This window comes from Maricaulis sp. (genome assembly GCF_030149235.1).
Taxonomy (GTDB): domain Bacteria; phylum Pseudomonadota; class Alphaproteobacteria; order Caulobacterales; family Maricaulaceae; genus Maricaulis.
On sequence record NZ_JASBRW010000005.1, the window covers coordinates 1 to 12,939 of the forward strand.

The 12,939-nt window shown below is 62.2% G+C and carries 16 protein-coding genes; 9 read left to right on the forward strand and 7 right to left on the reverse strand.

The genetic code is table 11. The features are described 5' to 3' along the window. The first annotated feature begins 28 nt into the window (after positions 1 to 28). The 3 genes from recA (at position 29) to Q1V51_RS00920 (ending at position 4,406) form a co-directional block, all read left to right on the forward strand. Positions 29 to 1,105 carry a recombinase RecA gene (gene recA, locus Q1V51_RS00910; RefSeq protein ID WP_366522680.1) on the forward strand — a complete coding sequence of 359 codons (1,077 nt, stop codon included), beginning with the start codon at positions 29 to 31 and terminating at the stop codon, positions 1,103 to 1,105. A 176-nt stretch (positions 1,106 to 1,281) separates the two neighbouring features. Further along, complete coding sequence (alaS, locus tag Q1V51_RS00915) at positions 1,282 to 3,933, forward strand: alanine--tRNA ligase (protein WP_300551806.1); 2,652 nt, start codon at positions 1,282 to 1,284, stop codon at positions 3,931 to 3,933. Next, on the forward strand, positions 3,933 to 4,406 hold the full coding sequence (locus tag Q1V51_RS00920; RefSeq protein ID WP_300551807.1) for a nuclear transport factor 2 family protein: 474 nt from the start codon (positions 3,933 to 3,935) through the stop codon (positions 4,404 to 4,406). The genes alaS and Q1V51_RS00920 overlap by 1 nt, the downstream gene beginning before the upstream one ends. On the opposite strand, the gene Q1V51_RS00925 is transcribed toward Q1V51_RS00920, so the two are convergent. From Q1V51_RS00925 to Q1V51_RS00935, 3 genes are all read right to left on the reverse strand, one after another. After that, positions 4,403 to 4,819: a hypothetical protein gene (locus Q1V51_RS00925; RefSeq protein ID WP_300551808.1), complete on the reverse strand. Its 417-nt coding sequence runs from the start codon at positions 4,817 to 4,819 to the stop codon at positions 4,403 to 4,405. The two genes, Q1V51_RS00920 and Q1V51_RS00925, sit on opposite strands and share 4 nt — an antisense overlap. Positions 4,820 to 5,013: 194 nt before the next feature. Next, positions 5,014 to 5,424 carry a hypothetical protein gene (locus Q1V51_RS00930; protein ID WP_300551810.1) on the reverse strand — a complete coding sequence of 137 codons (411 nt, stop codon included), beginning with the start codon at positions 5,422 to 5,424 and terminating at the stop codon, positions 5,014 to 5,016. Positions 5,425 to 5,543: 119 nt separating this feature from the next. Continuing rightward, positions 5,544 to 6,767 (reverse strand): NADP-dependent isocitrate dehydrogenase, encoded by a 1,224-nt coding sequence (locus tag Q1V51_RS00935; protein ID WP_300551812.1) that lies wholly within the window; start codon positions 6,765 to 6,767, stop codon positions 5,544 to 5,546. Positions 6,768 to 6,876: 109 nt separating this feature from the next. Between Q1V51_RS00935 and Q1V51_RS00940 the strand changes: the two genes are divergently transcribed. The 3 genes from Q1V51_RS00940 to rpsD all read left to right on the forward strand — a co-directional run bounded on the left by Q1V51_RS00940 (position 6,877) and on the right by rpsD (position 8,757). Then, entirely contained in the window at positions 6,877 to 7,626 is a 750-nt protein-coding gene (locus Q1V51_RS00940) for an RNA methyltransferase (protein ID WP_300551813.1), read from the forward strand. 112 nt (positions 7,627 to 7,738) lie between these two features. Then, the gene (locus tag Q1V51_RS00945; protein ID WP_300551815.1) at positions 7,739 to 7,984 is read left to right on the forward strand and encodes a hypothetical protein; all 246 of its coding nucleotides are present in this window, start codon (positions 7,739 to 7,741) and stop codon (positions 7,982 to 7,984) included. Positions 7,985 to 8,139: 155 nt separating this feature from the next. Further along, positions 8,140 to 8,757 carry a 30S ribosomal protein S4 gene (rpsD, locus tag Q1V51_RS00950; protein ID WP_300551817.1) on the forward strand — a complete coding sequence of 206 codons (618 nt, stop codon included), beginning with the start codon at positions 8,140 to 8,142 and terminating at the stop codon, positions 8,755 to 8,757. Between the two features lie 40 nt (positions 8,758 to 8,797). On the opposite strand, the gene Q1V51_RS00955 is transcribed toward rpsD, so the two are convergent. Next, the gene (locus Q1V51_RS00955; RefSeq protein ID WP_300551819.1) at positions 8,798 to 9,022 is read right to left on the reverse strand and encodes a hypothetical protein; all 225 of its coding nucleotides are present in this window, start codon (positions 9,020 to 9,022) and stop codon (positions 8,798 to 8,800) included. 208 nt (positions 9,023 to 9,230) lie between these two features. Between Q1V51_RS00955 and Q1V51_RS00960 the strand changes: the two genes are divergently transcribed. Beyond that, the gene (locus tag Q1V51_RS00960) at positions 9,231 to 9,755 is read left to right on the forward strand and encodes a hypothetical protein (protein ID WP_300551820.1); all 525 of its coding nucleotides are present in this window, start codon (positions 9,231 to 9,233) and stop codon (positions 9,753 to 9,755) included. A 9-nt stretch (positions 9,756 to 9,764) separates the two neighbouring features. Here Q1V51_RS00960 and grxD read toward each other — a convergent pair whose 3' ends face one another. From grxD to Q1V51_RS00975, 3 genes are read right to left on the reverse strand one after another with little or no spacing between them, the layout of a single operon-like run. Beyond that, on the reverse strand, positions 9,765 to 10,097 hold the full coding sequence (grxD, locus tag Q1V51_RS00965) for a Grx4 family monothiol glutaredoxin (protein ID WP_300551821.1): 333 nt from the start codon (positions 10,095 to 10,097) through the stop codon (positions 9,765 to 9,767). Between the two features lie 32 nt (positions 10,098 to 10,129). Beyond that, positions 10,130 to 10,948 carry an aldo/keto reductase gene (locus tag Q1V51_RS00970; protein ID WP_300551823.1) on the reverse strand — a complete coding sequence of 273 codons (819 nt, stop codon included), beginning with the start codon at positions 10,946 to 10,948 and terminating at the stop codon, positions 10,130 to 10,132. Further along, entirely contained in the window at positions 10,945 to 11,181 is a 237-nt protein-coding gene (locus Q1V51_RS00975; protein WP_300527401.1) for a BolA family protein, read from the reverse strand. Before Q1V51_RS00975 ends, Q1V51_RS00970 begins: the two co-directional genes overlap by 4 nt. Positions 11,182 to 11,344: 163 nt before the next feature. On the opposite strand from Q1V51_RS00975, the gene Q1V51_RS00980 reads away from it, so the two are divergent. Both Q1V51_RS00980 and Q1V51_RS00985 read left to right on the forward strand, forming a co-directional pair. After that, entirely contained in the window at positions 11,345 to 11,848 is a 504-nt protein-coding gene (locus Q1V51_RS00980) for a YHS domain-containing (seleno)protein (protein WP_300551825.1), read from the forward strand. 102 nt (positions 11,849 to 11,950) lie between these two features. Next, on the forward strand, positions 11,951 to 12,937 hold the full coding sequence (locus tag Q1V51_RS00985; RefSeq protein WP_300551827.1) for a M20/M25/M40 family metallo-hydrolase: 987 nt from the start codon (positions 11,951 to 11,953) through the stop codon (positions 12,935 to 12,937). The last annotated feature ends 2 nt before the right edge of the window (positions 12,938 to 12,939 follow it).

Below are 12,939 nucleotides of genomic sequence, written 5' to 3' on the forward strand. Positions count from 1 at the left end.
TGGCGGCGTGAAATAAGGGAATACGGTTATGAGCAGGGGCGCGATTCGACTCGTGAAAGACGAAGAGATGGATAAGCAAAAAGCCATTGAGGCAGCACTGAGCCAGATCGACAAAGCCTTCGGTAAAGGCTCGGTCATGAAACTGGGTCAGAAACCGGCCATGGAGGTCGAAGCGGTCTCGACCGGTTCGCTTGGTCTCGATATCGCCCTGGGCATTGGCGGCCTGCCGAAAGGCCGGATTATCGAGATCTATGGCCCGGAAAGCTCCGGCAAGACGACGCTCGCCCTGCACACTGTCGCCGAGGCGCAAAAAGCCGGTGGTGTCGCGGCCTTCATTGATGCCGAGCACGCGCTCGACCCGGTCTATGCCGCCAAGCTCGGCGTGGATGTCGGCGAACTCCTGGTCTCGCAGCCGGATGCCGGTGAACAGGCCCTGGAGATTGCCGACACGCTCGTGCGCTCCGGTGCCGTCGACATTCTGGTCATCGACTCTGTGGCCGCGCTGACGCCGCGGGCCGAGCTGGAGGGCGAGATGGGCGACAGCCTGCCGGGCCTGCAGGCGCGGCTGATGAGCCAGGCGCTGCGCAAGCTGACGGCGTCGATCTCCAAGTCCAACTGCCTGGTGGTCTTCATCAACCAGATCCGTATGAAGATCGGTGTGATGTTCGGCTCGCCGGAGACCACGACCGGCGGTAATGCCCTGAAATTCTACTCCTCCGTCCGTCTCGACATCCGCCGCATCGGCGCGCTGAAAAACCGCGATGAGGTGATCGGCAACCAGACCCGGGTCAAGGTGGTTAAGAACAAGGTCGCCCCGCCTTTCCGTGAGGTCGAGTTCGACATTCTCTATGGCGAAGGCATTTCCAAGATGGGCGAACTGCTTGACCTGGGTGTCAAAGGCGATGTCATCGAGAAGTCCGGTTCCTGGTATTCCTACAATTCCGAGCGGATTGGCCAAGGGCGTGAAAACGCGCGGAAATTCCTGCTGGAGAATGGCGATATTGCGGCCGAGATCGAACACAAGGTTCGTGCCAATGCCGGCCTTCTGGCGGACGAAATGCTGACCGGCCCGGAGCTGGAAGACGATGAAGCCGTGGCCGGCTAGACCGGTCTGGCATCGGGGCGTGATTGTCCCGAGCTGAACGGCGCGGATTGCTAGAGATAGCAGCTTGCGATTAAACGGGTGTCTGGCGGGGCCGGGCACCCGTTTCTATATCTAGGACCTACTCCCTGCGCCGACCGTCCGGCCGGCGCTTATGCAAACCCGATGATGGACTGATCATGGCCAGCTTGCGCGATATCCGTGCCACCTTCCTCGACTATTTCGCCAAGAATGAGCACGAGGTCGTTTCCTCCAGTCCGCTGGTGCCGCAGAACGACCCGACCCTCTTGTTCACCAATGCCGGCATGGTGCAGTTCAAGAATGTCTTCACCGGGCAGGAAACGCGCGGCATACCGCGCGCTGTGTCGTCGCAGAAATGCGTTCGCGCCGGTGGCAAGCACAATGATCTCGACAATGTCGGCTACACAGCGCGTCACCACACCTTTTTTGAAATGCTGGGGAATTTCTCCTTCGGTGACTATTTCAAGGAACGCGCCATCCATCATGCCTGGGAGCTGGTGACCCGGGAATTAGCGCTTCCGGCTGAGAAGCTACTCGTCACCGTCTATTCCGAGGATGAGGAGGCGCGGACGCTGTGGAAGAAGATCGCCGGCCTGAGCGATGACAGGATCATCTCCATCTCCACCTCGGACAATTTCTGGTCAATGGGCGATACCGGCCCGTGCGGCCCGTGTTCGGAGATTTTCTTCGACCATGGCGAGGATATATGGGGCGGCCCTCCCGGTTCGCCGGAGGAAGACGGTGACCGCTTCATCGAGATCTGGAACCTGGTCTTCATGCAGTATGAGCAGCAGGGCCCGGACCAGCGCATCTACCTTCCCATGCCCTCGATCGATACCGGCTTGGGGCTGGAGCGCATCGCGGCCATCCTGCAGGGCAAACACAATAATTACGATGTCGACCTGTTCGCCAATCTGATCCGGGCCGGCGAGGAGGCGCTGGGCGTCACGGCCGAGGGCGATGCCCTGGGCAGCCACCGCGTTATTGCCGACCATTTGCGCTCGACCTGTTTCCTGATGGCCGATGGCGTTACCCCGTCCAATGAGGGCCGTGGCTATGTCTTGCGCCGCATCATGCGCCGGGCCATGCGTCACGCTCACCTGCTCGGGGCCAGCGAACCGGTGATGTGGAAGCTGGTACCGGCGCTCGAGCGTGAGATGGGCGACGCTTATCCCGAACTGGGCCGGGCCCGCGCCTTGATCGAGGACACGCTCAAGGTCGAGGAAGAACGCTTCCAGCGCACGCTCGGCCGCGGCATCAGCCTGCTCGACGACGCCACCGCCGGTCTTTCCGAGGGGGATGCGCTGCCGGGCGAGACTGCGTTCAAGCTCTACGATACCTATGGCTTCCCGCTCGACCTGACCCAGGACGCGCTGCGCGCCAAGGGCATGACCGTCGATGAGGCCGGCTTCAATACGGCGATGGAAAAACAGCGCGCCGATGCGCGCGCTGCCAAATTCTCTTCCGGTGAGGTGGCGCCGGACACGGTCTGGTTCGCGGTCCGCGACAAGGCCGGGGCCAGCGAATTCCTCGGCTATGAGGGCACCTCGGAGAGCGGCAAACTACTCGCCATCGTCGCCGACGGCGCCGAGGCGGTGGCCCTGGGTGAGGGCCAATCCGGCGAACTCGTCTTCGACCGCACACCATTTTACGGCGAAAGCGGTGGCCAGGCCGGCGATACCGGTGTGATCACATTCGAGAACGGCGCGGTCTTCCGTGTCGAGGACACCCAGAAGCGCGCCGGCGAGCTGCACACCCATGTCGGTGTGATGGAGAAGGGTGAGGTCGTGACCGGCGACACGGCGCGGCTGGATGTTGATGCCTCCAAGCGCACCGAGACCAAGTCCAATCACTCCGCCACCCACCTGCTGCACGCCGCCCTGCGCGATATCCTCGGCGCCCATGTGACCCAGAAGGGCTCCTATGTCGGCCCGGACCGACTGCGCTTCGATTTCAGTCATAATGGTGCGGTGACGGCGGCGGAAATCGCGGCCCTGGAAGCCCAGGTCAATGCCGTCGTGCGCCAGAACGCCTCGGTTTCGACGCGTGAAATGGCCCCGGAAGCCGCCATCGAGGCGGGCGCCATGGCCCTGTTCGGAGAAAAATACGGCGATAGCGTCCGTGTGCTGTCGATGGGGCGCGGCCTTGAGGACAGCCACAAGGCCTATTCGGTCGAGCTGTGCGGGGGCACCCATGTCGAGCGCACCGGTGATATCGCCCTGTTCAAGATTGTCGGCGAGAGCGCCGTATCGGCCGGTGTACGTCGCATCGAGGCGCTGACCGGCGAGGCGGCACGCCAGTATATGGACCAGCAGATCGGCTATGGCCGGGCTGCGGCCGAGGCGCTGAAAATCCCGGCCGCCGACCTGGAGGCGCGGGTACTGTCCTTGCAAGACGAGCGCAAGAAGCTGGAACGCCAATTGTCCGAGGCTAAGAAGCAGTTGGCCATGGGTGGCGGCGGTGCGGCCCCGGCCGGCCCGGAAGACATCGCCGGTACGGCTTTTATCGGCCGCGTGGTCGAGGGCGTGGGTGGCAAGGATCTGCGCGGCCTGATCGACGAGGCCAAGGCCTCTATGGGGTCCGGCATTGCAGCCTTTATCGGGGTCAATGACGGCAAGGCGGCCCTGGCGGTCGGCGTTACCGATGACCTCAAAGATCGTTTCAGCGCAGTCGAACTGGTTCGCGCCGGATCCGCCGCTGTTGGCGGCAAGGGCGGGGGCGGACGCCCTGACTTTGCCCAGGCCGGTGGACCGGACGGCTCCAAGGCCGAGGATGGCCTGGCGGCGATCCGCGCTGCGGTTGCCGGCTGATGGCCCGCCAAAGCAAGTCTCCGGGTAAGTCTTCGGGAAAGGCGCCCAGCGAGATCCAGCTCGTCGGCGACAAGGTGGCGGCACGTGAGATCGCGCGCTTGCGTGCGGATTTCAACACCGCCATCGCCGATCAGGATTTTGCCGCTATCCGCCGCGTGCTCAGCGAGGACGCGTTGCTCATCCCCGGTGACGACGCGCCCCTGATCCAGGGCCGTGAGGCGCAGCTGGAGGCCTGGAATTCCATTTTCAGCCAGTGCCAGGATGTGGGCTATCTGCGTTCACCGGCCCGCATCGAAGTCTCCGATGACGGCCATCTGGCGGCCGAGCAGGGGCGCTGGACCGGGGGCTGGATCAGCGATGGCCTGTCCATTCGCTATGTCGGCCGCTATCTGGCCAAATGGCATTTGGTCGATCTGGAATGGAAGATTGCGGCCGAGACCTTCGTCACCATCAAGCGCGCTGGCGGAAACTAGGCACAGGCGGATTTCTCGTCGGCCTCACGGGCTCCGACCAGCCATGCCCGGGCTTCTGCCTCGGTGGCAAAGGCCCGTTCGCTGCGCTCGAGCTCATTCTTCGCGCGATGTTCCCAATACGCCAGCAAGGCCCGGCTCAATTCGTCTGAACAGACCAGGGCGGACCGTTTAGCAGCGCGCTTGTGTTTGAGATCGCAGTCCCGGATGAATTGCATAATCTCGCCGGCGGCCTGTGGGGTGAAGCCACCCAGGGCCAGCTTGTTGATCACGGTCAGGCTTTCCAGCACCGGAGTCCATTCGGGGTGATTGAAGCGCTCGGCATAGCCGTCGCAGATTTCCTTGACCGTGGCAGTGCCCGACACGCGCCAGATGCAGAGGCGGTCTTCCAGGCAAAATTCCAGTTGCGACAACACGTTCGAGGGCTCCTACGATTCTAGAAATACAAATATGCGCCAATCACCGCCGCGTGCTCTACAGCCATTAACCCTACAAGAAACGGTGTATTTTATGATCTGAGCCGAGCGGGGGGACTCGCCCAATGCCGGGATCATCCAGTCAGGATATCAGGCTGGCGTCTCGCACGATGTTGCCAACCCGGCCGACCGCGCTAGACGCTCGCCGCGGGATCCGCGCTGTTGAGCCATTGCAGGGCGTCGGCTTCGGTGGCGAAGACGCGTTCCTCCAGGAAACTCTGCTCGTCATAACTCAGCACGTGCAGTTCAAGCAGGCTGCGCTGTTCCGGGCGACAATAGACCAGGGCGGATTTCATGCGCCGCTTGAGGCCGATTTCCGCTTGCCGCGCGTTGAGCTTGTCCTGCAGCTCGCGCAATCCATCCAGGGTTAGCTCGCCGAGCAGGGCGTCGACCTCATAGACGATCATGAGATTATAGCTGCGGTCCCAGTCCTTGGAGCTGAAGGCGTCGAAAAAGGCCTGGGCCAGCCCCTGCGGTGTGGCCAGACCATGAATCCGGATCGTGCAAACTCGGCGTTCCGCGCTGATCTCAAAACTGGAATGCAAGGCTTGTCCTGCCTCCCAAAGCCCCTCTGGTCCGTCTGATCCTTGCAATGAGGGCCGTGAAAAGCAAGACGGGCGGAACTTTCGTCCCGCCCGGCGCTTGATTAAGATGTGTGCCCGGATCAGACGCTGGCCGCCATGGCGGCCTTGAAGTTCTCGTCGACCTTGTTGAGGAAGCCCTCGGTGGAGAGCCAGCCCTGCTGGTCGCCGACCAGGAGCGCGAGGTCCTTGGTCATATAGCCGGCCTCAACGGTCTTGATGATGGTGTTCTCGAGCGTCTCGGCGAACGTCATGACCTGCTCATTGCCGTCCATACGGCCACGATGGTGCAGGCCACGGGTCCAGGCGAAGATGGAGGCGATGGAGTTGGTCGAGGTCTGCTCGCCCCGCTGATGCTGGCGATAGTGACGGGTGACGGTACCGTGGGCGGCTTCCGCTTCCACAGTCTTGCCATCGGGCGACATCAGGACCGAGGTCATCAGGCCGAGCGAACCAAAGCCCTGGGCCACGGTGTCGGACTGGACGTCGCCGTCATAGTTCTTACAGGCCCAGACGAAACCGCCGGACCATTTCATTGCGGCCGCGACCATATCGTCGATCAGGCGGTGTTCGTAGGAGATGCCCTTGGCCTGGAAGGCGTCCTTGAACTCGCTGTCGAAGATCTCCTGGAAGATATCCTTGAAGCGGCCGTCATAGGCCTTGAGGATCGTGTTCTTGGTCGACAGATAGACCGGCCAGCCGCGCTGCAGGCCGTAATTCATGCTGGCGCGCGCGAAGTCCTTGATCGACTCGTCCAGGTTATACATGCCCATGGCCACGCCGGAGCTCGGGAAGTCGAAGACTTCGCGCTCGATCGGCTCGGAGCCGTCTGCCGGCACGAAGGTCATGGTCAGCTTGCCCGGCTTGTCGACGAGGAAGTCGGTAGCGCGGTACTGGTCGCCGAAAGCGTGGCGGCCGATGACCATCGGCTGCTGCCAGCCCGGTGCCAGGCGCGGCACGTTGGAAATCACGATCGGCTCACGGAAGACGACACCGCCGAGGATGTTGCGGATGGTGCCGTTCGGCGAGCGCCACATCTTCTTCAGGTCAAATTCTTCAACGCGGGCTTCATCCGGCGTGATGGTGGCGCATTTTACACCAACACCGTAATGCTTGATCGCCTCGGCGGCTTCGACGGTGATCTGGTCATCGGTCTCGTCGCGCTTTTCGATCGAGAGGTCGTAATACTTCAGATCAATGTCGAGATAGGGCAGGATCAGCTTGTCCTTGATCATCTGCCAGATGATGCGGGTCATCTCATCGCCATCGAGCTCGACAACGGGGGTATCGACTTTGATCTTAGCCATGGTGTGCTGCTTTCTTTTCGGACGGATACAAGACGCGCTAGACACAGCGCTCGGTTGGAATTTGCGCGCTCTCTAGCACTGGCGCGCCATAAGGTGAAGGGGCGGACCCATGCCGCAGACGTCAGATACGCCGGCTTTTATCCTGGTCAATCCTCAGCTGGGCGAGAATATCGGTGCCGCGGCCCGTGTCATGGGTAATTTCGGGTTGCCCGATTTGCGCATTGTTGACCCGCGAGACGGCTGGCCCAACGACAAGGCGGTGTCCATGGCCGCAGGCTCGCCCGTGCTGGATGCGGCCTATCTGCACAAAGACTTTTCCGATTCGATCGCCGATTGCACGCGGGTCTACGCCACCACGGCGCGGCCACGCGGCATGGAAAAACCGGTGCTGACAGCCCGCCAGTCCGTGGCCGAGATGCGCGGCGCCATCAAGGCGGGCGAGAAGGTCGGGGTGTTATTCGGGGCGGAGAAATCCGGCTTGCCGAACGAGGCTGTGACCCTGGCCGACGCGATTATCACCCTGCCGGTTGATCGCAGCTTTTCCTCACTTAACCTGGCCCAAACCGTTGCGGTGATGGCGCATGAATGGGCGGCCGACGAAGCCGCGCCGGATGTGTTCGAGCCGGTCAGCGAGGCGGCCAGCCGCGAGGACCTGGAGCGCATGTTCGAACACTTCGAAGAAGAGCTGGAACGTGCTGGCTTCTTCTTCCCGCCCGAGAAGACGCCGCTGATGAAGCAGAACCTCCGCGCGGCCTTTATTCGGGGACGCTGGACGGCGCAGGAAGTTCGCACCTTCCGCGGGGCGGTGAAAGCGCTGGCGGTTGGCCGCGGCAAGGCCCGGATCGCGCGCGAGGACTAGGCGATTTGCGCCAACGGATTTGTGAAGCGCGTATCTATTGAGTTTGCGTGGGCAACCAAACCTTAGGAGTTTGCGTGTCTAGTAAGGGCTCGAATGGAGAAAGGTGAGAGCCGTGAACGACACGTCGCGCCCCTATGATGCCGACCAAATGGACCAATTCCTGGCCCAGCTGGCCAAGGGTGGTGCGCATGCGAGCGATGCCCTCGATGCCGTCGTGTCCCAATTCTCCATCGATGAGAAGCTCGCCTATGAGCTGATCCAGGACAATGGCGCCTGGGATGCCGAGTTCGCCCAATCCTCGGTGCTCAAAAGCCTCTTCCTCAACCTGCTCGATGAAGACGCCGATAACGCCGCCTGATCGGTTCTGAGCAGCCCGATTGACTTTCCCTGCCAGGCCTGTAGAACCCCCGCTTCTCGCGCACACGCGCGGGGTACGGGTGATGTGGTGTCCGCCGTTTAAATCGCGATCCCAATCGTGGGGTCGCCGGGCCACGTCAAACATAGGAAGAGACGATGTCGAAGCGTCATTCTCAGAAGTATAAAATTGACCGCCGCATGGGTGAAAACCTGTGGGGCCGTCCGAAGTCCCCGATCAATTCGCGTCCCTACGGCCCCGGCCAGCACGGTCAGCGCCGCAAGAGCAAGATGTCCGATTTCGGCATCCAGCTGATGGCGAAGCAGAAGCTGAAGGGTTATTACGGCAACATCACCGAGAAGCAGTTCCGTCGCACCTATGACGAAGCGTCTCGCCGTACGGGCAACACCGCCGAGAACCTGATCGGTCTGCTCGAGTCCCGTCTCGACGCTGTGGTCTACCGTTCCAAGTTCGTGCCGACCGTTTTTGCGGCGCGCCAGTTCGTCAACCACGGCCATGTCATGGTCAACGGCGTCAAGACCAACATCCCGTCCTACCGCTGCAAGCCGGGTGACGTGATCGAGGTTCGCCAGAAGTCCCGCTCCATGGCGCTGGTTCTGGAAGCCCTGGAAAGCGCTGAGCGCGACATCCCAGAATATATCGACCTGGACCCGAAAGCCATGAAGACGACCTTCGTGCGCATCCCGGAACTGTCTGAAGTGCCGTACCCGGTGCAGATGGAACCGAACCTCGTGGTCGAATTCTACTCCTCGTAATTGCGAGGACGACAATCGATTTGGGGAAAACCCGCCGGGCTCAGCCTGGCGGGTTTTTCGTGCGCAGCATATACAGAAGGCCAAGGCCAATCATGCCGGGGAGCAAGCCATATAGCGCCCCGATAAACGCCAGGACTTCATAGCTCATCCAGTAATGAACCGCCGGGTCATAGACCAAAAGCGCGATGGCCAGAGCGAGCAGGAGGACGAGCGATCCTCCTCCACACAGGAGTGCGCCAAGCAAGCGCATGATATCCCTAAGCATCGCGGTACCTTATCGCCTTATCTCGACCGTCGAAGTCGAGACTATGCGTGAAACAGATTCCCACAAGCGGAACGCAAACCGTGATCGCGTTCTTCTCCGCTCAGGCGCAATCCCTTGCAATCAGAATAAAAACTGCTTCCATGCTCCGGCTCGTGCGGCATGGGGCTTGCAGCGCACGGCGTCGATGGGGTTAGCAGTGGGGGCTGTTGTGTCGAATTTGCGTGTTTTTGGAGTGGTCGCGGCCTTGGCGGCGTGCAGCGCCTGTTCAACCGTACCGGCAGATAGTGCTGCAAGGGATGATGAGGGCGCCCGGGCGCGTTTCCTGGCCAGCCTGCCGAGCCTTCCCAGCCTGCCGGACATGTCCATTCCCGACCTGACCATCCCGGGCACCAACCGCCAGGCGCCGGAAGTTGACCACAGCCTGGAGCCGGTGATCTACTGGCGGGTGATTGAAGACGATATCCTGGTGGTTCATGCCAATACGCATGGCTGCACGGCGCGCAGCAATTTCCAGCTCGACGTCAAACAATATCACGAGGACATCTATACGGTACGCCTGAACCGCAATGCCGAAGACCTCTGCAGCGAGGACATCCCCTGGGGGATCCAGCTCGGCTTCGGTTTCGAGGAAATCGGCGTGCCGGTCGGCGGGCAGGTGATCCTGCTCAACCCGCTCGACAACCGGGCCTGGGACTGGAATGAGCGCGAGCCGCAAATGGTCGCGCGGCGCTGATCAGCGGCCTCAGGCCGCTTCGATCACACCTTTTTCGCGCAGATAGGTCTGCAGTTCGCCGGACTGGAACATCTCCTTGATGATGTCACAGCCGCCAACAAACTCGCCCTTTACATAGAGCTGCGGGATGGTCGGCCAGTTGGAGAAATCCTTGATGCCCTGGCGGATCTCATTGTCCTCAAGCACGTTGACGCTCTCGAAGTCGACCTGAAGGTGGTCGAGCACCTGGGAGACGACGGAGGAGAAGCCGCATTGCGGGAAGACCGGCGTGCCCTTCATGAACAGCACCACATCATTATCGGTGATGGTGGACTGAATGGCGGAATGAACGGCGTCGGACATCGGGTTACTCCTGGTTTGGCGCTGCAGAAGACCTAGGCGGGCTTGGCGTCCGGTTCAAGACCGGCGAGCGCTGCATTGGCTGTGAGATGCACCGGATTTGTCGTGCTTGAGACCACCGTATCGCAAAATGGCCGGTCGAGGGCCCATTTCAGGGCGGCTTGCGGTGGCAGCCCGGTCTCTTCCGGAACCGAGCCGGTTAGGCCCTGCTTGATCCGCCGGGCCAGATACCAGAGATCGGCCGGGCGGGGCGAGAGACGGGCCTGGCGCACACTGCCGGCCAGGGCTTCAATTCCCATCACCGTCATGGAGCGCGCCTTGGCGCGTTCGAGGCGCGCGATCCCGGTCCTGTCCAGGCTTGAATTCACCGGCGCCATAAGCGCAGTGATCTCGTCCATATCGATTGCGGCATCGAGTTCCGCGCCGCGGCCGCAGACACCGAGTACATCGAACAGGCCGCGCGCCTGAAAGGCGCCGAGATGGCGCAGCAGCGCCGGGGTGAGCTCTTCCGGCGCCGGACCGTGCAGCCAGAGAATGTCGACGCGCCTGCGGTTGAGGCGCTCAAGCGACTCCTTCAGCGACATCTCGATGGCGCCCGGCGAGAAATCGCGTCGCTTGCCGGCATGGATGCCGGCTTTGGTCATCAGGCAGATGCGGTCCTCGCGCACACCGCGCAGCGCCTCGCCCAAACGCCGCTCCGCCCGGCCATGGCCATAGGCCGGCCCGGTGTCGAACACGGTGATGCCGTGCGACAGCGCGGTCCTGACCAGCTCACGCGTCCGCGCGGCGGAGACGGCCGGGCTGGCCAACGGACCGGTGACGCCAAAGGCGAGCGGGGAGAGGGGGAGCGTCATGCGTCCGGTGTTTTGGTCTCCAGGGCGAGCGCGTGCAGCTCATTGCCCATTTTCGAGCCCAGGGCGGCATAAACCATCTGATGCTGGGCGACACGCAGCTTGCCCTTGAAACTGGCACTGGTGACCACGGCCTTCCAGTGATCGTTATCGCCGGCCAGATCCTCCATCTCGATCTCCGCATCGGGAATTCCGGCCTTGATCAGGGCGATAATCTCGTCAGCGGGCATCGGCATGTTGGGCTCCAGTCTTTCTTGGTGGGTGACGGCTCATCTCACGCGATCTCACAACACCGCACCCAGATGTGAAGCGGCGTGCCCGATCTGCGTCTTTCAAAGCCGGCAGGGGCGTCTCATATGTCGGCGCAAGCTAACGGCCCTGCCAGTTTGAGGAAAGACCATGACCCATCTCTTCGCCGCCAAAATCGCCCTGCGTGTCGGGCTCGGCCTGATCAATCTCGCCTTCGCCGCTGTGTTCCTCTCCGGAATGGCCTTGGCAGGCGAGCAATATCTTGACCGCGACGGCCGTCCGGTCGGCGGCTATGACGTGGTCAGCTATCACACCGAGGCCGCCCCGCTTGCCGGCCTCGATGCTTTCAACGCCGAGTACAATGGCACGACCTGGTATTTCGCCAGCGCCGAGAACCGCGACCTCTTCATCGCCGATCCGGCCCGTTATGCACCCGCCTATGATGGCCATTGCGCCTACGCCCTGGCCCATGACCGCAAGGTCCGCACCGACCCGCTCGCCTATCGCGTGGTCGATGGCAGGCTCTACCTGAATTTCTCCCCGTCGATCCAGCAGCGCTGGGAGGAGGATATCGACGGCTATGTGACGCAGTCCGAAGCCAACTGGCCGGACCATGAGGCCGAACCCGCCGCGCGCCCGAGCCGCTGGTTCTAGGCCGTCGGGCCGAGATCGCGCCCGGTGTGACTGATTTTTCAGTGGGGCCGGGCGCTTTTGCATGGCAGGTTGCGTCCCAGATTTCTGCTCTGGGGAGTTTTTATGCGTTCGTTTCTGACCGTTTCCGCCTGCACCGCCGCCCTGCTTGCTCTCAGCGCCTGTAGCGCCACGGACGCGCCGCAAACCCCGCAGACGCCTGCAACGCCGGCTCCGATCGCTCTGGATCGCACCCAATTGCTCGACGATCTGCGCATTCTGGCGGCTGACGACATGGAAGGCCGCGAGGCCGGGACCGAGGGCAGCGCCCGTGCCCGCGCTTATCTCATCGAACGCTTCGAAGAGGCCGGCATCGCCATGATTGGCGACACTTACGAGTCGCCCTTCACCTACCAGACGCGGGTCGATACCGGCGAGGTGCATAACGGCATCAACCTGATCGGCCGCATCGAGGGCACCGGCGATAGCGACCACACCATGGTCGTCTCGGCGCATTATGATCATGTCGGCATGCGTGACGGGGAGATCTGGAACGGCGCCGATGACAACGCCTCAGGCGTTGCCGCCATGCTTGCTGTGGCTGCCGATTTCGCGGCCAATCCGCCCGAGCATGACGTGATCTTTGCCGCCCTGGACGCGGAAGAGCGCGGCCTGCAGGGCGCCTATCACTTCGTCGCCAACCCTCCGGTCGACCGCGAGGACATCACCTTCAATCTCAATCTCGACATGGTGGCGATGTCGGAAGACCGCATCCTCTGGGCCGTCGGCACCTATCACTATCCCTTCCTGGTGCCTGTGGTCGAAGCGGTCGCCGCGCGCTCCAGCGTCAACTTGCCCATGGGCTATGACGAGCCGACCGATGTGCCCGGCGCCGACTGGACCCTGCTCACCGATAGCGGCGCCTTCCACCGCGCCGGCATCCCCTTCATCTATCTCGGCGTCGACTTCCACCCGCACTACCACCAGCCGACCGACACCTATGAGAACATGACGCTGGAATTCTTCCAGGATGCGTCGGAGACGATTGTCGATTTCGCGCGCGAAGCAGATGCGAACCTGGCGATGATCGCTGAAGCGGGGGCTGCGGAATAAGG